This window comes from Azorhizobium sp. AG788 (genome assembly GCF_943371865.1).
Classification (GTDB): Bacteria; Pseudomonadota; Alphaproteobacteria; order Rhizobiales; family Xanthobacteraceae; genus Azorhizobium.
In genome coordinates this window covers 1-23,077 of the sequence record NZ_CALRWL010000067.1, presented here as the reverse complement: position 1 = coordinate 23,077, position 23,077 = coordinate 1, and the positions used below count along the sequence as shown (strand labels likewise).

13 protein-coding genes and 1 pseudogene are annotated in these 23,077 nt (G+C 66.2%); 9 read left to right on the top strand and 5 right to left on the bottom strand.

Annotation, left to right across the window (positions count from 1 at the left end; all coding sequences use genetic code 11):
- Positions 1 to 5,588 (bottom strand): autotransporter-associated beta strand repeat-containing protein (locus AAG816_RS25315; protein WP_341992487.1); only part of this gene is annotated, 5,588 nt, incomplete at its 3' end.
- A 242-nt stretch (positions 5,589 to 5,830) separates the two neighbouring features.
- Between AAG816_RS25315 and ligD the strand changes: the two genes are divergently transcribed.
- On the top strand, positions 5,831 to 8,476 hold the full coding sequence (gene ligD / locus AAG816_RS25310) for a DNA ligase D (RefSeq protein WP_341992486.1): 2,646 nt from the start codon (positions 5,831 to 5,833) through the stop codon (positions 8,474 to 8,476).
- Between the two features lie 72 nt (positions 8,477 to 8,548).
- Here the strand turns inward: ligD and AAG816_RS25305 are convergent.
- Positions 8,549 to 9,279, bottom strand: a pseudogene (locus AAG816_RS25305) (IS5 family transposase).
- A 145-nt stretch (positions 9,280 to 9,424) separates the two neighbouring features.
- On the opposite strand from AAG816_RS25305, the gene AAG816_RS25300 reads away from it, so the two are divergent.
- Positions 9,425 to 9,760 (top strand): hypothetical protein, encoded by a 336-nt coding sequence (locus AAG816_RS25300; protein WP_341992485.1) that lies wholly within the window; start codon positions 9,425 to 9,427, stop codon positions 9,758 to 9,760.
- Positions 9,761 to 9,838: 78 nt separating this feature from the next.
- Here AAG816_RS25300 and AAG816_RS25295 read toward each other — a convergent pair whose 3' ends face one another.
- Positions 9,839 to 10,648 carry a Ku protein gene (locus tag AAG816_RS25295; protein ID WP_341992484.1) on the bottom strand — a complete coding sequence of 270 codons (810 nt, stop codon included), beginning with the start codon at positions 10,646 to 10,648 and terminating at the stop codon, positions 9,839 to 9,841.
- Positions 10,649 to 10,660: 12 nt separating this feature from the next.
- Positions 10,661 to 11,542: a Ku protein gene (locus tag AAG816_RS25290; RefSeq protein WP_341992488.1), complete on the bottom strand. Its 882-nt coding sequence runs from the start codon at positions 11,540 to 11,542 to the stop codon at positions 10,661 to 10,663.
- A 242-nt stretch (positions 11,543 to 11,784) separates the two neighbouring features.
- On the opposite strand from AAG816_RS25290, the gene AAG816_RS25285 reads away from it, so the two are divergent.
- From AAG816_RS25285 to AAG816_RS25275, 3 genes are all read left to right on the top strand, one after another.
- Entirely contained in the window at positions 11,785 to 11,955 is a 171-nt protein-coding gene (locus AAG816_RS25285) for a DUF3309 domain-containing protein (protein WP_341992483.1), read from the top strand.
- Positions 11,956 to 12,597: 642 nt separating this feature from the next.
- On the top strand, positions 12,598 to 12,849 hold the full coding sequence (locus AAG816_RS25280) for a hypothetical protein (RefSeq protein ID WP_341992482.1): 252 nt from the start codon (positions 12,598 to 12,600) through the stop codon (positions 12,847 to 12,849).
- 157 nt (positions 12,850 to 13,006) lie between these two features.
- The gene (locus AAG816_RS25275; RefSeq protein WP_341992481.1) at positions 13,007 to 13,396 is read left to right on the top strand and encodes a DUF3597 domain-containing protein; all 390 of its coding nucleotides are present in this window, start codon (positions 13,007 to 13,009) and stop codon (positions 13,394 to 13,396) included.
- 80 nt (positions 13,397 to 13,476) lie between these two features.
- On the opposite strand, the gene AAG816_RS25270 is transcribed toward AAG816_RS25275, so the two are convergent.
- Complete coding sequence (locus tag AAG816_RS25270; protein ID WP_341992480.1) at positions 13,477 to 16,782, bottom strand: autotransporter domain-containing protein; 3,306 nt, start codon at positions 16,780 to 16,782, stop codon at positions 13,477 to 13,479.
- A gap of 251 nt (positions 16,783 to 17,033) precedes the next feature.
- Here AAG816_RS25270 and AAG816_RS25265 point away from each other — a divergent pair, with 251 nt between their 5' ends.
- The 4 genes from AAG816_RS25265 to kdpC all read left to right on the top strand — a co-directional run bounded on the left by AAG816_RS25265 (position 17,034) and on the right by kdpC (position 22,926).
- Positions 17,034 to 18,005 carry a helix-turn-helix domain-containing protein gene (locus tag AAG816_RS25265; protein ID WP_341992479.1) on the top strand — a complete coding sequence of 324 codons (972 nt, stop codon included), beginning with the start codon at positions 17,034 to 17,036 and terminating at the stop codon, positions 18,003 to 18,005.
- Between the two features lie 544 nt (positions 18,006 to 18,549).
- A complete protein-coding gene (gene kdpA / locus AAG816_RS25260; RefSeq protein ID WP_341992478.1) occupies positions 18,550 to 20,259 on the top strand; it encodes a potassium-transporting ATPase subunit KdpA in 1,710 nt (569 codons plus the stop codon).
- Between the two features lie 20 nt (positions 20,260 to 20,279).
- Entirely contained in the window at positions 20,280 to 22,331 is a 2,052-nt protein-coding gene (gene kdpB / locus AAG816_RS25255) for a potassium-transporting ATPase subunit KdpB (RefSeq protein WP_341992477.1), read from the top strand.
- A 28-nt stretch (positions 22,332 to 22,359) separates the two neighbouring features.
- Positions 22,360 to 22,926 (top strand): potassium-transporting ATPase subunit KdpC, encoded by a 567-nt coding sequence (gene kdpC, locus AAG816_RS25250; protein ID WP_341992476.1) that lies wholly within the window; start codon positions 22,360 to 22,362, stop codon positions 22,924 to 22,926.
- Positions 22,927 to 23,077: the final 151 nt, after the last annotated feature.

Genomic DNA, 23,077 nt, shown 5'->3' with positions numbered 1-23,077 from the left:
AGGCCGGCGATGGTGCCGGTGCCGGAGATCGTGCCGCCATTGCCGATGGTATAGCTGGAGTTGGAGACCGAGCCGCTGGCCAGCACGAAGCTGGCATCGGCGACGGTGATGGCGCCGTTATAGCCGCTGGCGCCGGTGAAGTTCACCGTCGACCCGCCGACGATCACCACGGCGCCGGAGCCGGTGATGCTGCCGGGGAAGTTGTAGGTACCTGAGCGGTTGAACACCAAGGTGGCATTGTTGACCACATCGCCGGCGATGGAGCCGGTGGTGCCGCCATTGCCGATCTGCAAGATGCCCTGCGAGATCAGGGTGCCGCCAGTGTAGGTATTGTCGCCGATGAGGATCAGCGTGCCGGCCCCGGTCTTGGTGAGCGAACCGGCGCCGGAGATCACGCCCGAATAGGTGCCGGTGGTGGCCTGGTTGAACACCAGGCTGGCGTTGGTGACGATATTGCCGGTGAGGCTCGCGGTATTGCCCACCAGCGTGCCGCCGGCAATGGTGGTGCCGCCGGAGTAGCTGTTGGCGCCGGTCAGCGTCAGGGTGCCGGTGCCGGCCTGGATGAGCGATCCGGTGCCGGAGACGATGCCGGCAAAGGTCACCGCATCGGAGCGATTGAATACCAATGCGCCGTTGTCGATGATGTCGCCGACGATGGAGCCGGACGTGCCGCCATTGCCGATCTGCAGCGTGCCCTGCGAGATCAGCGTGCCCTGCAAGGCGATGGGCGCTGCCGCGAGTGTTGCGCTCGCGGTGACTGGCGCGGCTGCCGCAAGGGACATGCGCGCGGAGACCGGCGGGGTCACGGTGACGAGCGTGCCCTGCGAGGCGATGATGCCGGGTTGAAGAAGGACGGCACCGGCGTTCGAGATGAGCGTGCCGCTGTTACTGACTGTCCCACCGGCAGCGGTGATCGTGCCGGAGACGGCGCCGGACTGGCCTGAGGCGGCCAGCGCGTCGGCGCCATAGGTGTTCTCGCCGGTCAGGATCAGCGTGCCGGCGCCGGTCTTGGTGAGCCCGCCGGTGCCGGAGATGACGCCGCCATAAGTCACCGTGTCTGACCGATTGAACACGAGGCTCGCATTGTTGGTGATATTCCCGACGATGGAACCCGACGTGCCGCCATTGCCGATCTGCAACGTCCCGGCGGACACGGTGGTGCCGCCGCTATAGGTGTTGGCGCCGGCCAGGACGAGGGTGCCGAGATCGGTCTTGTTGATGCCGCCGGTGCCGGTCAAGGCGCTGGAAATGGTTGCCACGGTGCTCGATCCGGCGGAGGTGCCATCGCCCACCCGGATGGTCGCCTGGGCGGTACCGGCCAGTGTCAGGGCGTCGCCCGTGACCACGTAGCCGCTGGTGACGAACTGCATGCCGGTGGTAGCGACCGCGCCCGCGCTGGTGTCCACGGTCACGGTGCCCGCCGTGCCCTGGAACACCGCAAAGCCGCTGTTCCACGCCTGCGGAACCAGGCCGGCGGAATTGGTCCAGTTGGTCTGCGTGGCGGCGGTCCAGGTGCCGCTGCCGCCCTCCACGGTGCCGGTCGGCGTGATGGTGGTGCCGTTCCAGAACAGGATGGTCTGGCCAGGGTTGGAGACCAGCAGGTTCACCTGGCCGGTGACCGCCGTCTGCACGGTGGCCGCAAGGCCGCTGACGCTGGCCACATCCAGGCCGTTGTCGGTCAGCGCGCCGCCGTAATTGAAGATGCGATAGACGCCGGAGCCGAAACCGGCATTGGCCGTCACGTTCAAGGTGCCGTCGAGGGTCAGGTTGCCGAGGACAGTGAAGGCCGGCGACGCACTGGGCGCGCCGAGCGTGACATTGACATTGGATGCCGACGCGAGGAGGAGCGACCCCATGGTGAGGGGCGCCGTCTGCGTTCCCACCAGCGTGCCGCCATTCACGCGCACGAGCCCGGCGATGGTCCCGCTGCCGGACAAGGTGGTGCCGCTCGCCAAGCTGACATTGCCCGCAACGCTGCCCGTGACCGCAAGGCCGCCGGCCGCGACGGTGGTCAGGCCGGAATAAGTACTGGCTCCCGAGAGGGTCAGCGTGCCGGTGCCGTTCTTGATCAGCGACCCGGTGCCGGAGATGGCGCCCGCATAGGTGAGCGCGTCCGAGCGATCGAACACGAGCGTCGCGTTGTTGACGATGTTCCCGGTGATGGAGCCCGAGGTGCCGCCATTGCCGATCTGCAGCCTGCCGGCCGAGATGGTGGTTCCGCCCGTATAGCTGTTGGTCCCGGAGAGCGTCAGCGTGCCCGAGCCCGTCTTGGTCACCGATCCGGTGCCGGAGACGAGGCCGGAGAAGGTGCCCGCCGTGCCCTGATCGAACACCAGCGCGGCATTGTCCACGATGTTGCCGGTGAGGCTGCTGGTGCTGCCCACCAACGTGCCGGCGCTGATGGTGGTGCCGCCGGTATAGGTATTGGTGCCGCTCAGGGTGAGGGTACCGGTGCCGGCCTGGGTCAGGGAGCCGGTGCCGGAGATGGCCCCGGCATAGGTGAGCGCGTCCGAGCGGTTGAAGACCAAGGCGGCATTGTCGATGATGTTGCCGCCGATCGACCCCGTCGTGCCGCCATTGCCGATTTGCAGCGTGCCGGCGGAGATGGTGGTGGCGCCGGTGAATCCGGTGCTGCTTCCCGTGAGGATTGTGGTGCCGGACCCCTGCTGCACGACCTCGCCCGTGCCCGAGATCGCCGGAGCGAACACATAGGCCGTGCCGGTGTGGTTGAAGACCAGCTTGCCGGACCCGGCGCCGAACACGATGCCGAGCGTGCCGCCATCGAGCGTGCCCGGTGCGGCCGCCGCCGCCCCGGCGGCGCCACCGATGCTGAGCACACCGACGGAGCCCGCGTTAGTCGCGATGTTGATCTGGTTGGCGGCCCGCAGCAGCGCCCCGTCGGAGACCGTGACGGTGCCGGTGCCACTGAAGCCGACCCGCATGTTGCCCGCCGCGCCCGCCGCGGTATTGGGCACCACCTCGTAGATCGTCCCGGCGCCGGTGAGGGTGAGCTTGCCGACGGCGCCGGCATCGACGCCGACCGCACTGGTGGAGGACGTCACATAAGCGCCGTCTGAGACGGTAACCGTGCCGTTGCCCTGATCGCCGTTTCCGGTGCCGCCGATATAGAGCGGCAGGCCGTTGAGCCAGCGTGTTCCTGCCCCGCTCACCACCATGGTCGCGGTCCTGCTTCCGCCGATATAGCTGCCGTCGGCATCCAGCAGTGCGCCGCCGGAAATCTCGATCTGGCCGCTATCGGCCGAGAACCAGCCGTCGGAGGTGCTCCAGGTGACCGGATTGCTGGTCAGTGTTCCAACCTTCAGCGCCGAGTTGGCGCCGTTCACATAGATGGTGGTGTTGTCGCCCGCCGTGTAGAAGCCGAGTTGATCGTTGAGGACAGCGCCGTCGGTGAGGCGCAGGCTGCTGGTTTGGGCGCCGATGTTGCGCAGATACAGACCTTGGGTCGTGAACTGCGTGCCGGCGCCGCTCAAGGTCAGGCTGCCGGAGCCGGATGAGGTGGGGGTCGAGTTGTTGTCGAAATCACCGATATAGGTGACCTGGCCGACCGTGGCCGTGGCCCCGCTGCTGAGCGTCAGCGAACCGGTGCCGAGATTGCCGACCTTCATATATGTGCTGGAGGTCAGGCTCGAATTCGTGCCGGAAACGGTCGCAGTTCCCGTCGCGCCGGCCTGTTCGCCGAGAATGAGCGCGTTGCTGGTCAGCTGCGCCCCGTTGCTGATGGTGAGCGAACCGATGCCCGTGGCGCCGATGGACGCAAGGCCCGTATTGGTCCAGGCAGAGCCCGTGCCGGCGATGGTCACCTGAGCGCTGGCGCCGCCGCTCGCATTGATCGTGGCGCTGGTGCTGGTCAACGTGCCGCCATTCGAGACGGCCAGCGTCGCGGCCGTGCTGCTGCCAACGGTGAGGGTGCTGACGCTCAGCGCGCCCTGAAGGGCAAGCATTCCGCTGTCGATGGCCGCGGTGCCGCTGAGGGTGCTGCCGCTGCCGGTGAGGGTCCATTGGCCGGTGCCGGACTTGGTCAGATTGGCGAAGCCCTGGTAGGTGCCACCGGCCCCCACAGACCCAAGATCCAGGGTGCCGGTGGCGGAGCCGGTCAGTTCCAGCATGTTGCTGCTGCTGGCGTTGGTGACCTTGCCCACCAGCGTGGCCGTGTCCGCGAGCACCAGGCGGTTGCTGCCGGACCCCATGGCGATGGCGCTGCCGGAGGCGGAGCCGGCCGCGATCCGCCCGCTCACCACCACGGTGCTGTTGCCGTTGCCGGTCTGAACTGCGGTGGCGCCGGTCGTGGTGACGGTGCCGGTGTTTTCCAGCCGGTTGGTGGTGCCGTCCAGCGAGACGCCCAGTCCCGTGGCGCTCACGAGGCCGCTGTTGGTGAACGTCACGCCGCCGTTGCCGCTGACGAGGCTGACACCGCTGCCGGCTGTGCCGGTGATGGTGCCGGTGTTGGTCACCGAAACCGTGCCGATGGTGGCGTTGGCGCTGACGCCGCCGGTACCCGTCACCCGACCGGCATTGTTGACCGTAATGGTCCCGTTGTCCGTCGTGGCGTAGATGCCGGTATCCGACCCCGCGATCACGCGACCTGTCGCGGTATTGGTCACGGTGACGTTGGTGCCGGAGGCGGCAATGCCCTGGTTCGTCGTGGATGCACCCAGGCTGGTGTCGCGCTGCGCCTCGATGTAGCCGCTGTTGACGACCGTCGCGTTACCGGCGTCGGCCATGGCCTGGACGCCGATATAGTTGCGGGCCAGCACCGACCCGGAATTGTCGATGGACACATCGCCCGATTGCGACCAGGTGATGAGGCCCTGGCGCGTGGTGGAGGTGACCGTCCCGGAATTCTGGATGCTCGCGGTGCCGAGATAATCGATGACGCGAATGCCGGCGAGATAGGCGTTCACGACACCGCTGTTGTTCACCGAAACCGGAACCGCCGTGGTGCCGCCAATGGGGCTGCCATCCGCATAGATGCCGCGATTGTCGGTGGAGGTGACTGTGCCGGTGTTGGTGATGCTCACGGAACCGGCGTTGCTCGTCGCCGTGATGGCATCAGAACCGGTGGAGGTGATGGTGGCGCCGCTGGTGACGACGATGTCACCGCCAATCTGGTTGCGCACCCAAAGGCCGCCGGAGCCGCCGGTGTTCTGGAGGCTGACATCCGAACCCAGGTTCACCGAGATGGTGGCCGGCAAGGCCTGGGAGGACACATTGATGGCACCGTTGCCCGGCGCGACCACGGAGGTGTTGCTGACGGTCAGCGACAAGCTGAGCGGGCCTGACGCCGTGGACGGCGAGACGGAATAGTTGACCCACCCGCTGGGGATCGTCATGTCCGAGATGGTGAGGGTACTGGCGCCACTGGCATTGGGCTGGATGTTCACACCGCCCGTATCGCACTGGTAGACAATCAGCGATCCGCTGGTGGAGCAGGCGGCGGCAGCGGGGCTGGAGCCGGCGAGGCTGGCGGCAAGGGCAATGCCGAGGGTGGGCAGGGAAACCCCAACGCGAAGATGCGCACGTGACAGGGTGCGCCGCATCGGCGCACTTTGGAATGGATTGGTCGTCATCGCCCCCCCAGGCAGAATGCTTTGCCTTGGCCCCACCACGCGGCATGCTTCGACGGGGCTTGATGACACCGCCTACACAACCCCCGGACTGCTTCCATTAAAAAGACATTAATGCTGCCCCTCGGTCAACCGGGCCGTGCAGACGCGTGCCCATTTAAACGCCATATTCCTGCTCCGGGAACCTGTGCTCCCCCCTGACATTCTTGCTGCACGGAGCATCTGGCTCCCGCCCGAGGACGTACATGGCCACTGACAAGCTCACGCCCTACAAGGCCAAGCGCGATTTCGAGCGCACGCAGGAGCCCAGCGGCGCCCGGCCGGTGCAGCCATCCACCCGCCGTCGATTCGTGATCCAGAAGCACGACGCCACGCGGTTGCATTATGATCTGCGGCTGGAACTGGACGGGGTTTTCAAATCCTGGGCTGTGACGAAGGGGCCCTCGCTCGATCCGCACGACAAGCGCCTGGCGGTGGAGGTAGAGGATCATCCGCTCGACTATGGCGATTTCGAAGGCACCATTCCCAAGGGCCAGTATGGTGGCGGCACGGTCATGCTCTGGGATCGCGGCTATTGGGAGCCGGAGGGCGACATGAGCCCGGAACAGGCCCTGGCGGCGGGCGAGCTCAAATTCACCCTCGAGGGCGACCGGCTGCATGGCAGCTTCGTGCTGGTGCGCATGGCCCGCGACCGGGAGCGGGGCAAGCGCGTCAACTGGCTGCTGATCAAGCATCGCGACGCTTTCGCTGTGGCCGGCGAAGGCGTCGCGCTGTTGGCCGACGATGACACCTCGGTCGCCTCCCGTCGCACCATGGCGGCCATCGCCGCGGGCAAGGGCCGCAAGCCCAAACCCTTCATGCTGAGCGGCGTCGCTGCGCAGCCGGATGCGGTCTGGGACAGCCGCACCGGCTTGGCGGCGCAGGAGCGGAAGGTGGAGGTGCGAAAGGTGAAATCGAGCGGGAAGACGACGAAGCGCGCCGGCGCGCCCGAGCTGCCGGATTTCATCGCGCCGCAATTGTGCGAGACCGTCGTCCGCCCGCCGTCCGCCGCCGGCTGGATCCATGAGATCAAGCTCGATGGCTATCGCATCCAGATGCGGGTGCAGGGCGGCGCCGTGACGCTGAAAACCCGGAAGGGCCTCGATTGGACCCGCAGGTTCGCCGCCATCGCCCGCGCCGCCGGCGCACTGCCGGATGGCATTATCGATGGCGAGATTTGTGCCCTGGACGAACATGGCGCGCCGGATTTCGCCGCGCTCCAGGTCGCCTTATCGGAGGGCAACACCGATGCACTGGTCTATTTCGCCTTCGATCTCTTGTTCGACGCGGGCGCGGATCTGCGCGCCCTGCCGCTGAGCGCGCGCAAGGCGCGCTTGCAGCAGGTGCTGAGCGCGGCCGGAAAGGATGCACGCCTGCGGTTCGTTGACCACTTCGAGACCGGCGGTGATGCGGTGCTGCGCTCAGCCTGCCGCTTGTCCCTGGAAGGCATCGTCTCCAAGCGCGCCGATGCGCCTTACACCTCGGGGCGCTCCGGCGCCTGGGCGAAGTCGAAATGCCGTGCGGGCCATGAGGTGGTGATCGGCGCCTATGCGACGAACGCAGGCAAGTTCCGCTCGCTTCTGGTGGGCGTCCATCGCGGCGACAGCTTCGTCTATGTGGGGCGGGTGGGAACGGGCTATGGCGCCGCGAAGGTAAAGGCCTTGCTGCCGAAGCTTCAGGCGGTGGAAGCGACGACATCGCCCTTCACCGGCGTGGGCGCGCCGAAGCGTGTGCCCGGTGTCGTCTGGCTGAAGCCCGAACTGGTGGCGGAGATCGAATTTGCCGGCTGGACCGCCGATGGGCTGGTGCGTCAGGCGGCCTTCAAGGGCCTGCGCGAGGACAAGCCGGCCGCGGAGGTTCAGGCGGAGACACCGGCATCGCCGACGACGGCGCAGGTGCCGCTGCCGGCAGCCCCGGCACGGCCGAAGCCCGCCCGCCGCGGCGGGAAGGCCGAGGTCATGGGCGTGTTGATTTCCCATCCCGACAAGGCGCTCTGGCCGGACGCCAATGATGGCAGGCCCGTCACCAAGGAAGATCTGGCCCTCTACTATGAGGCGGTGGGGCCGTGGTTGATCAATCACATCAAGGGTCGCCCCTGTTCCATCATCCGCGCGCCGGACGGGATCGCGGGCGAGCAGTTCTTCCAGCGCCACGCCATGCCGGGCACCTCCAATCTGCTGGACCTGGTGACCGTCACCGGCGACCGCAAACCCTATCTCCAGATCAACCGGGTCGAAGGCCTGGCCGCGGTGGCCCAGGTGGGCGCGCTCGAATTGCACCCGTGGAATTGCGAGCCGCAGCAGCCGGAGGTTCCGGGCCGGCTGGTGTTCGACCTGGATCCCGGGCCTGAGGTTGCCTTCTCCACCGTGGTTGCAGCGGCGCTGGAGTTGCGGGATCGCCTGGACGCCCTGGGGCTGGTCGGTTTCTGCAAGACCACCGGCGGCAAGGGGCTGCATGTGGTTACGCCGCTGGCCGTGGCCAAGGGCAAGAAGCTCGCGTGGCCGGAGGCAAAGGCCTTCGCGCACGATGTCTGCGCGCAGATGGCCCGCGAAGATCCCAGCCGCTATCTGATCAAGATGACCAAGGCGCTGCGGACCGGGCGCATCTTCCTGGACTATCTGCGCAATGATCGCATGGCGACGGCGGTGGCGCCGCTATCGCCCCGCGCGCGCCCCGGCGCCCCGGTGTCCATGCCGCTCACCTGGTCGCAGGTGAAGGCCAATCTTGACCCCAAGCGCTTCACACTCCGCACCGTGCCCGGGCTGCTGAAAAAGAGCATCGCCTGGAAAGACTATTGCGACAGCGCGCGCCCCCTGGAGTCGGCGATCAAGCGGCTGGGAAAGGCCGGATAGCCGCTGGCGGGCGACGTCCCGTGCCGACCGTCGCTAGAGCATTTCCCCGTTTCTTTAAAACGGGGAAATGCTCTAGGCGGCGTGGACAAATTTGAGCCAGTATCTGGCGGTGGCGAGATGGACCATTCCGAGGAAGCTGTTGGCCAGTTGATCGTATCGGGTGGCGATGGCGCGGTTGATCTTGAGCAGTCCGAACATGCGCTCGATGCGATTGCGCTGCTTGTAGAGCGCCCGATCATGCTCGATTCTCACTCGGCGGTTTGACCGGCCTGGAATGACGGCCTCAATATTTCGTTCGGCAAGGTCGGCACGAATTGCGTCGACGTCGTAGCCCTTGTCAGCGAGCAAAGCGTCAGGTGCGCGCTCGGGCAGGCCGATCAGGGATTCATACGCTTTGCAATCTGCCGCCTCGCCGATGGTCAGATGGAAGGCGAGCGGTCGTCCGAGGGCATCAGCCAAGCAGTGAAGCTTACTGGTGAACCCGCCCCGCGAACGGCCAAGAGCGCGTCGATGAGTCCCCCTTTTCCGCCCGCTGCCGAGACGTGGGCGCGCACTGTGGTGCTGTCGATGCTGTAGTGGCCACTGTCCGCCATAACTTCGGCGAGCGTTACGGCCAGGGTCTCCCAAACCCCTGCTTCGCTCCAGCGTCGGAAGCGGCGATAGATGGTGTTCCAGCTGCCGTATTTGGGAGGAACGTCCCGCCACGGCGCTCCACACCGGAGCCGCCAGAGGATGCCGTTGATGATTGAGCGGTTCTGCTCGGGCGGCCGGCCTCGACCACGGTTCTCAGACCCGATGGGCAACAAGCCCTTCAGAACGCCCCATTCTGCTTCAGTGAGATCACCCCTGCTCAAGCCTGCCTCCAAAAGGCAGTCTTGAATCAATCCTCCGGTCGCGCGTCAATCCGCTTCGGTTGCCAAGGGCCCTTGCCGAGGCCAAAATGCCATTATGAAGAACATCCAGATCATTGATGGCGCTGCGAATGCGACCTTCAGCCTTTTCCAAGCGACGGAAAAGGAATTTGACGCAATCTTCCCGGACGGCCGAGATATCGAATTGGTCGAAGACCTGATCGACCGGCTTGGCAAGGAAACAGCCGGACTGGTGCTGGGATCGCTCTGGAATCGCCCGATCCTGAAACGGGATGCGCTCGGCATACATGGCACCCTGTTTTATGACAATCAGCGTCGGCGTGATCACATCCCGCCCTCAAAATGTGAAGTCGATTGGGATAGCGGCTCGATCAACCAAGCCCAGCGAGACCTGTTTGCCAAGCATCGCTAATTTGTCCACGCCGCCTAGCGATCTGTTTTATCGCGTTTTCTTCACGCGAACCGGGAATCCACTTCGCTCGAAAACGCTCTAGCGCTTGCGAGAGCGCGTGTCGGAGGCCACGGACTTGCGCAACGCATCCATGATGTCGATGACATTGTTCCCCGTGGCCTTCGGCGCGACCGTTTTCGCTTTGGCCGGACGCTTGGTCTTCGTCCGCTTCGCCTCGATGATGTCGTGCAGCTTGTCCTGAACCGGGTCGCTGGCCAGCTTGCGATCCCAGTGTGCGGTCTGCTTCTTGATGAGCTGGCGGATCAGCGGCATCACCTTGGCGTCCGTCGGCGTAGTGTCGATGGCGGCGAAATAGGAGGCCTCGTCACGCACCTCGTCGCCATAGCGCAGGGTCCAGAGCACGATGCCCTTGCCGCGCGGCTCCAGCATGACGGCGCGCTCCCGCCGCGCGATCACCAGACGGGAGATGCCCACCATATTCTCGGCGGCCATGGCATCGCGGATCACGGAGAAGGCTTCCTGCCCCACCGGATCGTCCGGCGACAGATAGTAAGGCGTATCGAGCCAAATCCATTCGATGGAATCGTGCGGTGTAAACACGCCGATATCGATGGTCTTGGTGCTGTCGAGGGCGATGGTGTCCAGTTCCTCGTCTTCGAGGATGATGTAGTCGTCCTGGCCGCGCTGATACCCTTTCACTTCATCGTCTTCCTTCACCGCTTTGCCGGTCACCGCGTCCACATAGTGGCTCACCACGCGGTTCTGGGTGGCGCGGTTGAGGGTGTGAAAGCGGATCTTTTCACTCTCCGACGTGGCCGGCATCATCTGCACCGGGCAGGTGACCAGCGAGAGCTTCAGATAGCCCTTCCAATAGGGTCGCATCGCCATGGGGTCCTCCGCTCATGCCGCGCGCTTGGAGCGGGTGGGGCGCTTGGGTTTCGGCGTCTTCTCGGGCGCCTTCTCATCGGCCTTGGCCTTGGCAGCCGTCCGCTTGCGCTTGGGGGCAGGGGGCGTTCCGGCGCTCTCCCGCAGGGCTTGCAACAGATCGCTGGTCTTCGTTGGCGCCGGCGCCTTCTTCTTCGGCAGCGCCCGACCCTCGATCTTCGCCTTCACCAGTTCCGTAACCGCGGCCTCATAGCGATCATCGAAGGCCTTGGCGTCGAACGGGCCGGTCTTGGTGTGGATGATGTGCTTGGCCAGTTCCAGCATCTCCCCGTCGATCTTCAGATCGGGCAAGTCATCGAAGGCCTCTTCGGCGGAGCGCACTTCATAATCGAAGTTCAACGTCGTGCCGATCAGGCCGTTGCCGTGCGGGCGGATGAGGACGGTGCGCATCCGGCGGAACAGGACGGTGCGCGCCAGCGCCGCGACCTTGGCCTGCCGCATGCCGTCACGCAGCAGCTTGAAGGCGTCGGTGCCCATCTTGTCGGGCACCAGATAATAGGGCTTGTCGAAATAGACGTCGTCGATCTCTTTGCAGGGAACGAAGGCCTCAATGCGCAAGGTCTTGTCGCTGTCGGGCACAGCGGACGCGACCTCGTCGGGTTCGAGCACGACGTAATCACCGTTCTCCACCTCATATCCCTTGACCTGGTCCTCGCGCTCCACGGGCGCGCCGGTCTCGCTGTCCACGAACTCGCGCCGAACGCGGTTTCCGGTGGCACGGTTGAGGGTGTTGAAGGCGATGCGCTCGGAGGACGAGACGGCCGCATAGAGCGCCACCGCGCACGAAACCGCGCCGAACGTGATGTAGCCTTTCCAATTGGCCCGTGCCGACACCATGATGCCCCCTCCCACGCACCCCGCGCGCAGGATCAAACGGCGCCGTCTGCCGCTTGTTCCGGTCATGCTTATGGAAAGCCTCATTGGCTGCCCCTCGCCGGGATCCAGGCGGCGGCCGCGCGGCTTCACCAGCCTTGGCGACGCCATTCCGCGCCCGACGATTGCGCTCCTGCGACGCCGGAACAACTCGCCCCGATCGGCGTTGAACACGAGCTTAACCTTGCTGTTGCGGAGATAATCAAATGAGCCTTCTCGTGCTCCTCGTCATTCTCATTCTGGTCTTCGGCGGCGGCGGCCTTTTCTATGGCGGCGGCAGGTACCGGAACCATGGCTTCGGTCTCGGCGGCATTCTGCTGATCGTTCTTATTGTGCTGTTGCTGACCGGCGGCCTCGGGCATGGCCCGATCCTCTGATTGACGCAAAGGAGGATCTCGACGCCAAAGATCTCGGCGTCGCTTTCCGCTGACATCATGACCTTGGGCCGGCGGCGCGTGCGGCGCGCGCCGGTTCCAAGTGAAACTGCCACGACGGCAAGGTGCAATCGGAATTTGGGCGAAGAGACGTCTGCGGAAGACGCGGGGCTCTGCACGCAGAAACGAGCGGGCCTCATCTCACGATGATCGGCTCACGATGATCGGCCGGATCCCCACCGCGGACCCGCTCAGATGCGGGCGCCGGCCACGTCGCGGCTAGATCGAGATTGTGCCGGTGGTGACGACAAAGGTAAACGCCACGAACGCCACCACAAGCAATGCCACGAGCATTCCTTCCAGCACCGAGTCGCAGTCGATATCGTCGTCGTACATGTTCATGCCTTCGTGCCTAAGCGCCTCGAAACGAGCCCAGGACGACCTAGAGTTGAGCGTGACCAACCGTAAGTCTGCCATTTCTCGGCGATGATGGCTAGTGCCACCCGCCGCCCCCTTGGCGCAGCCCGCTGGACAGGCGTGCCGTTGCGGCGGGCTCCGGCCGCGCAAAAAACGCAGCACCGGGGCGTGTGCGGTGCTAGGGTTGGCGCGCTTCCGCATCGGAGGCATTGCCCCACAGGAAACCCCATGGCCAAGAAGATTTTTTACGTGGTGCAGCCCTACGATGCGGCCAAGCGGGGCAATGGGTTGAAGGCGGGGGTGGCCATGGAAGCCGCGTCCGAGGCGGAGGCCCGGCGCAAGGCGGAACGTCTGGCCCAGAGCCGGGCGGGCGCCATCGCCTTTTCCCGCGCCGTTGATCCCGACAGCGACGATGCCGAGCCGCCGGTGCTGATCGCCAGCTTCGGCCGGGTTCCGGAGGATCTGTTCGACGCCGCGTGACCGCCGGCAGTGCGCGCAGGCCTGCATCGCGCGCGGATTCCAAGCACCGCCCGCGGCGCGGCACCCGCCGGCGCTGCGGCATGACGGCCTGAACCGCTCCGCAAGCTGAACCTTTTCCGCCCCCGGCCGTTGACCCTGGAACCGCAGGGAGACCGCCGTGAGTATTTTCGGAAAGATCATGTCCGCCATAATGGGCACCGCCGCGCATGCGGAGGCGCCGGCAACACCGGGTAGCAGCCCGATTGGCGGCTCTGCCGCCACCCCCTCGGCCACGGCACCTGCCGGACAGCCGGTGGATGTGGAGGCAGTGCTGTCCGGCCTGGCCGCCAAATCCGCCGAGCCTTTGGAGTGGCGCCGGTCGATCGTCGACCTGATGAAGCTCCTCGGCCTGGACTCGTCCCTGGCGGCCCGCAAGGAACTGGCGCAGGAGCTGCATTATCTCGGGGATACGGGCGACAGCGCCGCCATGAATACCTGGCTGCATGCGCAGGTCATGGCCAAGCTTGCCGCCAATGGCGGCAAGGTCCCGGCCGACCTCAAGGACTGATGCCAAGTCCTAAAACCAGCACGAGCAAAAAAGGGGCGGCATCCGCGCGGATGCCGCCCCTTTTTTGTGTTTGCAGTCGGTCAGAAGTTGACGCGCAGATTTCCCTTGAGGGTGTTGCTCTGGGCATTGGCGCCGAGCACGCCGTCATAGGCAAAGCCGGCGCTGACTGCGTCGGTGAAGGCGTAGGACAGGCCCACATTGAGGGCGAGGGCGTCGCGGGCGATGGGGGCGCCGGTGACCAGGAACGGGGTGGAGCCGCTCAGCCACATCACCGCCCCCGTCTCCACGTCACCGAAGGCATGCTGCCAGCCCAGCTTGATGCTGGGGGTGAAGATGCCGTTGCCCAGCGCCATGTCGGTGCTCAGCCGCGCGCCGAAGGTGGTGAGCGTGGTGGTCATGGACAGGGCTGAGCCGGAGAGGGCAGCGGCTCCCCCGGTTTCGGAGAAGGCGTCGAAGCTCTGGTTCACATAAGCCACGGCGGCAAACGGCGAGACCTGCGCCGGCCCGAAGCTGAACGGCCGGGAGAGTTCGCCGAACACCTGGGTGGTGTTGCCATTGTAGCTGCTGCTCAGGCCGTTGGAGAAGGAGCTGAAGGCCACGGTGCGGCTGGTGGTGATGTCGTTCCAGCTGTAGGCCGCGCCATATTTGGCGATGAAGCCGGCCAGTTGCGAGACGCCATAGAGCGCCAGGTCGGTGTGGCTGTTGTCGGCTTTGGAGTTGAGGCTGTCCACGTTGCCGTCGGACTGGCCGAAGCCGGCGGCGATGCCGAGGCGGGTGGTGTCGAACACCTTGACGTCGGCGCCGGCGATGAAGCCGCTCTGGGTCCAGCCCAGGGAGGCAGCGCCGTCGCCGGAGGCATTGCCCCAGCCGCCGTAGCCGGTGCCCCACACCGCCACGTTCAGGCTGGCGGAGAGCTTGGCGGCGGCGGTGTCGGGCTTGGCGGCGGTGGCGTCATCCAGGCGGGCGCTGATGGCGGTGCGCACCTGGCGGGCGTCATCGAAGGTCTGGGCGGCGGTGGAGGCATAGACCTCGCCGGTCAGCTGGCTGAGGGCGGCGGGCAGGCCCTGGGGGGCGAGGCTGTAGAGGCCGTTGAACAGGCCGGCGGTGGTGCCGGTCAGCGCAATGCCGGCCACCGGGCGGATGCTGTCCACGGCGCTGCCCACCGCACTGGCGTTGGCGGTGGTGGCCAGGCCATTGGCGGCCAGATTGCCGTAATAGAGCGGGGTCACCACCAAGCTCAGGCTGGTCGAGCTGTAGAGGGCATCGAAGCGGGTGGAGGTGGGCAGGCCGCTGCTGGGCTGGGTCAGGCCGGCGAACGAGCCGTTGAGGCCGGCGCTGGTCTGGATCACGGTGAAGCTGGTGCCCAGCGCCGGGGTATAGGTGTTGGTGGCGCTGCCGGTGATGCCGCGCAAGGTGGGGGCGAGCGTGCCAGCCACCGTGACGGTGCCGGAGGTGCCGGTGGTGACGAGGCGGGAATAATTGCCCGCGCCGGTCCCGGTGCCGGTGCCGTCGATGTCCGCCTGGAAGGTGGAGGTGCTGGCGAGCGTCACCGCCCCATTGACGGTGAGGGTGCCGGGGGAGTTGCCCGGCGCCAGCCGTCCGGCCACCACCAGGGGGCCGTTGAGGGTGCCGGTACCGCGCAAGGTGCCGGAGGCGCCGATGGCCAGCGAGGAGGCGAAGGCGCCGTTCACCGACAGCAGGCCGCCGGTGACGGAGGTGAGGCCGGTATAGGAGTTGTTGCCGGTGAGGGTGAGGGTGCCGGCGCCGGCCTTGACCAGGCTGCCGGTGCCGGAGATGGAACCGGCGAAGGTGAAGCTGTCGGAGCGGTTGAAGGCGAGCACGCCATTGTCCACCACATTGCCGACGATGGAGCCGGTGGTGCCGCCATTGCCGATCTGGAGGGTACCGGCGCTGATCACGGTGCCGCCGGTATAGGAATTGGTGGCGGTGAGGATCAAAGTGCCGGTGCCGGCCTGGGTGAGGGCGCCGGTGCCGGAGATGGCGCCGTCGAACACCACGGTGTCGGAACGCTTGAAGGCGAGGGTGCCGTTGTCGACCACATTGCCGACGATGGAGCCGGTGGTGCCGCCATTGCCGATCTGCAGCGTGCCGCCGGTGATGGTGGTGCCGCCCGCATAGGTGTTGGCGCCGATGAGGGTCAGGGTGCCCGCGCCGGCCTTCACCAGGCCGCCGACGCCGGAGATGTCGTTGCTGAAGGTGGAGCTGTAGCCCCTGGTATCGAGGGTGGCGGTCTCGACGAACTGGCCATAGCCAAGCACGGCCTTGCCGGCGTTGACCAGGCCCCAGCCATAGATCTCGTCCACGCCCGCCGCGCCGAGATCGGTGGCGGTGGTCAGCAGGGTCTGCTGCAGATCATGGGCGGTGAACCAGGGAAAGGCTTCCTTCACCAAAGCCGCTACGCCGGAAACGACGGGGGTGGCCATGGAGGTGCCGGACTTGTCGCCGTAGCCATCGTAGGGGCCGGTTCCCGTTCCCAGCGTCATCGCGGAGTAGATCCCATTCGATCCCCCATCGCCGCCGGGCGCAGACAGGCACCACTCCTTGGCGACGCCGCAACGATTGCTGTAGACGGCGAGTTTGTTATTCAGATCCACCGCCGCCACTGCGAGCCAGGTATTCTTCAATTCCGGAATCAAATACGGCATCCCGGCCAAGGCATCGGGGCTGGACTGAAACTCATTGCCCGTGGAGAGCACCATCAGTACATCGGCGGCGGCCGTTGCCTTCGCCGCTGCCACCGTGAGAGGGTACTGCGCCTCGAACTGCGCGCGCGTATAGTCCGTGACATTGCACGGCGGGACGGGTCTCCGGGGGTCGCAATTATTGAGCCCGACGCTGTTGTTGACAATCGGGACGCCGAGCTTGGCTAAATAAGTCCAGTTCGACGAAAAGTACTCGTCGGGCGTATTGCCATACATATTGTAGGCCGTGGGCAGAATGTTGGCATTGAAGGCGACGCCCTGCATGCCGACGCCGTCGCGAGCGGCGGCAATGATGCCGGCCACGTGGGTTCCGTGACTTCCTTTGTCTGTCGGCAGATCAGGCACATTTAAATCGTGCGCCTCATTGAGGAAGATCGGCACGTCGTTGGAGAAGTCATACCCCTGCACCACCCGGCCGGTGAATTCGGGGTGCCGGGTGTCCAGCCCGCTGTCCACGGTCGCCACCAGGACGCCGGCGCCGGTAAATCCCAGTGCATAAGCGCTGGCGGCATTGATCTGCTCGAGGGTATGCGAGCGGTAATATTCGGGGGTCTCCCAGACCGAAAGGCTTTGGCCCCAGGCGACGGGCGCCTGCATGAAGAGCGCTGCGGCAATTGCGACGCCGCGCGCGGCGCGGCCGGAAAATATATTGAGCGTCAACATGTTCCTGGGTCGCCTCATCCTGCGGGGTCGGGATGGCTTAAGAGCCCAGACAGGTATCGTAGGGAGACGACATATACATTGACCGTACGTCCCAACTCTTGCCTCGGCGTGTCAAAGTGCGACCTGTTGCAAATTGACCCGCGAGGCCGCCAGGGCTTAGGGATGGGCGGTAGCGGTTCGGCGTCTCAGCGAAGGGCAGCCCAGTGGTGGACGATCCTTTCATCCCCTGTCAGCACTTGGATTCCCGGGACTTGCCCGAAGGGCAAGGCTTTGAAGGGTGGCGGCAGGTCACGGAGCCGGTGTTCGAGGTCATGCCGGCGGATCCCGAAGCGCCGTTCTCGGTCAGCTACCGGGCCTATCACCTGGGGGATATCCTGGTGGGTGTCGGCCAGTTCGACGCCACGCATTTTTCCCGCAGCCGCCACAAGATCCGCGTCGACGGGCTCGATCACATCATGCTCCAGCTCTATACGGCGGGGGGCTACAAGGGCGATCTCGGCGAGCGCTCGGTGACGGTGCGGGCGGGTGAAATCGTCACCTTGGACATGACGCGGGAAGTGCGCACCCAGTCGCTGGCGTCCGAAAACATCACCGTGCTGATCCCGCGGGATTCCATTCAGGGGCGGGTGCTTCCGCACGGCCATCATGCGCCGGGGGACGAGGGCGACATGATCGGCGGCCTTCTGGCCGACCACCTGCGCGCCCTGATGACGCGCCTTGCCACCGTGCGCCTGTCCGCGGCGGGCCATGTGGCCGAGGCCACCATCGCGCTCTATCGCGCGGCGTTGGCGCCGACGCCCGATGCCCTGGAGGCGGCGTCCGAGCCGGTGCGTGATGCCTTGCTGCTGCGGGCGCGGCGGCTGATCGAGGCGCGCCTGGTGGGCAATGACGTCAGCGCCGATGCCTTGGCCGGCGCCCTGCATGTCTCCCGCTCCACGCTATATCGCCTGTTCGAGCCGTTCGGCGGCGTGGCCGCCTACGTTCTGGAGCGGCGGCTGGCCCGCGCCCGCGCGGCACTGCGCGACCCTGCCAACGTCCGCCGGGTGGGCGAGATTTCCGACGCCTGCGGCTTCTCGGACCCGTCGCATTTCAGCCGGGTGTTTCGGCGCCGCTTCGGCGTCACACCGGCGGAGGCGCGCCGCGAGAGTCTTCAGGTGAATGCCAATCGCCCGACGCCTTATATCGGGGCCAACCTCGGCCCCTGGATCCAGAAGCTGACCTGATCCACACCGTCTGAGCCCGCGGGCGGAGAGGACCGTGCGCGCCGCCATGCCCGCACGGACGGCGCCGCGCGTGTGGGAGAGGCTCCCCCATTCCATCGGGTTCAACGAAGGGTGCGGCCTGCTGCCAAGACCCCATCGGGACCATCCGCGCCATCGGGCTGCAATCGCGCAAAACCCGTGAGGTGCAGAAAGACCGGGCGGCAGCTCTGGGTCTTTATGGGTTCCTTATGCCCCCGCCACATCCTCGCCATCGCGCCCTTACGCAAGGCGGCAGTAGGACAGGGGCCTCCTGAGAGGTTTCCCATGGCTGACATTCTATTTCTGCTGATCGGCATCGCGTTCTTCGCGCTCATGGCGGTCTACGCCCGCTGGGCGGCCCAGGCCTGAAGGAGCTGATCATGTTCAACCTCATCCTCGGCGCCGCCGTCACCCTCGGCCTCGCCGTCTATCTGCTCGTGGCGCTGGTCCGGCCGGAAAAATTCTGAGCCCGGCCTGCCATCCACCCGCATTCAAAAGACTTCTGACAACCTGAAAGACCCTTGCCATGACCTCCAACGGCTGGCTGCAAATCGCGCTTCTTTTCGCGGTGGTGATCCTCACCGCCATTCCCATCGGCCGCTTCATGGCCCGCGTGTATGCAGGCGAACGCACCGTCCTCAGCCCCATCCTCGGCCCCGTTGAGCGGGGCCTTTATCGTCTGGCGGGGGTGGACCCCGGCCGCGACCAGGGCTGGGTGGCCTATACCCTCTCCATGCTGGCGTTCAATGCCGCCGGCTTCCTGCTGCTGTTCGGCATTCTGCGCCTTCAGGGCCTCCTGCCCCTGAACCCGCAGGGCTTTGCCGGCGTCAGCGCAGATCTGGCGTTCAACACCGCGGTCAGCTTCGTCACCAATACCAACTGGCAGTCTTATGTGGGCGAAGCCACCATGAGCAATTTCAGCCAGATGTCGGGCCTGGCGGTGCAGAACTTCCTGTCTGCCGCCACCGGCCTGGCGCTGGCCATCGCCTTGGTGCGGGGCTTTGCCCGCTCGGGGGCCAATGGGGTCGGCAACTTCTTCGTCGATGCCACCCGCTCCACCCTCTACATCCTGCTGCCGCTCTGCTTCATCACCGCCATCGCCTTGGTGGCCATGGGCATGCCGCAGACCCTGGACGGCTCGGTGGCCGCCACCACGTTGGACGGCGCGCAGCAGACCATCTCCATCGGGCCGGTGGCCTCGCAGGTGGCGATCAAGCAGCTCGGCACCAATGGCGGCGGCTTCTTCAACGCCAATGCGGCGCATCCGTTCGAGAATCCCACCGCGCTCGCCAACATGCTCCAGGTCTGGCAGATGCTGGTGATCTCGGTGGCGGTGGTGTTCGCCTTCGGCCAGCTGATCGGCGACAAGCGCCAAGCCTATGCCATCCTCGCCGCCATGATGATCCTGCTCGTGGTGGGCGTGGCCGTGGCCTATTGGGCGGAAGCCGCCGGCACGCCGACCCTGCTGCAGGCGGGGCTTGATCCCTCCGGCGGCAATATGGAGGGCAAGGAAGTCCGCTTCGGCCTGGCGCTCTCGGCGCTGTGGGCGGCGGTGACCACCGGCCTGTCCTGCGGCGCGGTGAATGCCATGCACGGCTCCTTCACCCCCATCGGCGGCCTGGTGCCCCTGGTGCTGATCAAGCTGGGCGAGATCCTGCCCGGCGGCGTCGGCTCGGGCCTCTACGGCATGCTGGTGATGGCGATCATCGCCGTGTTCGTGGCCGGCCTCATGGTGGGCCGCACCCCGGAATATCTCGGCAAGAAGATCGAGGCCAAGGAAGTGAAGATGGCGGTGCTGGCCACCCTGGTGCTGCCCATCTTCGTGCTCGGCTTCTCGTCCATCGCCGCCGTCCTGCCCGGCCCGCTGGCGGCCATCGGCAACGGCGGCCCCCATGGCCTGACCGAGATCCTCTATGCCTATGCCTCCGGCACCGGCAACAACGGCTCGGCCTTCGCCTCGCTCAGCGCCAATACCCCCTGGTGGAACACCACGCTTGGCATCGCCATGCTCGCCGGGCGCTTCGCCTACATCATCCCGATGATGGCCATTGCCGGCTCGCTGGCGGCCAAGACCCGGCTGACCGCCTCCACCGGCACCTTCCCGACCCACGGGCCTTTGTTCGTGGGCCTCCTCATCGGCGTCATCGTCATCCTCGGCGGTCTGCAGTTCTTCCCGGCCTTTGCCCTCGGCCCCATCGCCGAGCAGGTGCAGATGCTGGCTGGCAAGACCTTCTGAAGCGCGGAACGGAGTTCATCATGTCCACCAAAGCCGTCGCTTCCATTGCGACCCCTGACCTCATCGGGCGCGCCGCGCTCGATGCCCTGCGCAAGCTCGATCCGCGCCTCCTGGCCAAGAACCCGGTGATCTTCGTCACCGAGGTGGTGGCGGCGCTGGTCACCGTCATCTTCGTGCGGGATCTCCTGGCCGGGCAGCCCGTGGGCTTCAGCGGCCAGATCATGGCCTGGCTGTGGTTCACGGTCCTGTTCGCCAATTTCGCCGAGGCGGTCGCCGAAGGCCGCGGCCGCGCCCAGGCGGAAAGCCTGAAGCGTTCGCGCACCGACACGGTGGCGACCCGCCTCGACGATATCCGCAACAAGGAGCGCTATGCCCGCGTCTCCGCGCTCGACCTGAAGGTGGGCGATCTGGTGCTGGTGAAGAACGGCGAGCAGATCCCCGGCGACGGCGAGATCGTGGAGGGCATCGCCTCGGTGAACGAGGCCGCCATCACCGGGGAAAGCGCCCCCGTCATCCGCGAATCCGGCGGCGACCGCTCGGCGGTCACCGGCGGCACCACGGTGGTGTCGGACCAGATCGTGGTGCGCATCACCGCCGCCGCCGGCTCGTCCTTCATCGACCGCATGATCGCGCTGGTGGAAGGCGCCGAGCGGCAGAAGACCCCCAATGAGATCGCCCTGACCATCCTCCTGGTGGGCATGACGCTGATCTTCCTGATCACGGTGGTCACGCTCTTTGGGCTGGGCCTCTATGGCGGCACCGAATTGTCCATTCCGGTGCTGGTGGCGCTGCTGGTGACGCTGATCCCCACCACCATCGGCGGCCTGCTCTCGGCCATCGGCATCGCCGGCATGGATCGCCTGGTGCGGCACAATGTGCTGGCCATGTCGGGGCGCGCGGTGGAAGCCGCCGGCGACGTGGATACGCTGCTCCTGGACAAGACCGGCACCATCACCTTCGGCAATCGCATGGCCACCGAAATCATCCCGGTGCCCGGCGTTACCGAGCGCGACGTGGCCGAGGCGGCGCTGCTGGCTTCGCTGGCGGACGACACCGCCGAGGGCCGCTCCATCGTGGCCCTGGTGCGCGACAAGTTCGGCATCGTGGTGGACGAGGCCCCGGCGGGCGCCAGCTTCGTGCCCTTCTCCGCGTCCACCCGCATTTCCGGCGTGGATCTGGGCGGGCGCAAATTGCGCAAGGGCGCCGTGGACAGCGTGCGCAAGTTCGCCGCCGAGATCGCCGGCCGGGGTCTGGCCGAGCCGGTGGAATATAATGCGGCGGTGGATCGCATCGCCCGCTCCGGCGGCACGCCGCTGGGTCTGGCGGAAGGCGGGCGGCTGCTGGGCGTCATCCATCTGAAGGACGTGGTGAAGCCGGACATCAAGGAGCGCTTCGCCGAACTGCGCCGCATGGGCATCCGCACCGTCATGGTCACCGGCGACAATCCGGTGACCGCGGCGGCCATCGCCTCCGAGGCCGGCGTCGATGATTTCATCGCCGAGGCCACCCCGCAGGACAAGCTGAGCTACATCCGCAACGAGCAGCGCCAAGGCCGTCTGGTGGCCATGTGCGGCGACGGCACCAACGATGCCCCGGCTCTGGCCCAGGCGGATGTGGGCGTCGCCATGCAGACCGGCACCCAGGCGGCGCGCGAGGCGGGCAACATGGTGGATCTGGATTCAGATCCCACCAAGCTCATCGAGATCGTCGGCATCGGCAAACAGCTGCTGATGACCCGCGGCTCGCTGACCACCTTCTCCATCGCCAACGACGTGGCGAAGTATTTCGCCATCATCCCGGCGCTGTTCATCGTCGCGATCCCGGAACTGGGCGTGCTCAATGTCATGGGCCTGTCGACGCCGCAGAGCGCGATCCTCTCCGCGGTGATCTTCAACGCGCTGATCATCATCGCTCTGATCCCGCTGGCGTTGCGGGGCGTGAAATACACCCCGGCCAGCGCCGCCAGCGTGCTCGGCCGCAATCTTCTCATCTATGGCGTCGGCGGCCTGATCGTCCCGTTCATCGGCATCAAGCTGGTGGACATGATCGTCACCGCCCTCGGTCTGGCCTGATCCCGGCCGCGCCTGAAGGAGGCTTCCCATGTTGACCCAAATTCGTCCTGCGCTGGTGCTGCTGATCGCATTCACCCTGATCACCGGCATTCTCTACCCGCTCGCCGTCACCGGCGTCGCCCAGGCGGTGTTCCCCGCCGCCGCCAACGGCTCGCTGCTGGTGCGCGACGGCAAGGTGGTGGGCTCGGCGCTGATCGGCCAGAAGACCGAGGGCGCGCAATATTTCCATCCCCGGCCGTCCGCGGCGGGGGATGGCTATGACGCCGCCAATTCCTCGGGCAGCAATCTGGCCCCCACCTCGCAGAAGCTGAAGGAGCGCATCACCGCAGACGTGGCGTCGATGCGCGAGGGCGGCGTTTCCGGGGCGATCCCGGCGGATGCGGTGACCACCTCCGGCAGCGGGCTGGACCCGCACATCTCGCCGGCCTTCGCCTATGATCAGGTGGATCGCGTGGCGCAGGCCCGCAGCCTGTCGGCGGATGCGGTGCGCAAGGTGGTGGCGCAGACTGTGGAAGGGCGTGAATTGGGCATCTTCGGTGAGCCGCGCGTGAATGTGCTGAAGCTGAACCTCGCGCTGGATGCGGGGGCGAAGTAGTCGCTCCGCCACGCCGCTTCGCGGCCCCCCACCCAACCCTCCCCCGCAAGCGGGAGAGGGCTTTCATGGCGCGCCGCGGGAAGGCGACCGCCTCATGTCGATGCAGGACGACATCACGACCATGCCTTCCGGCTGCTCTCCGATTTCACCC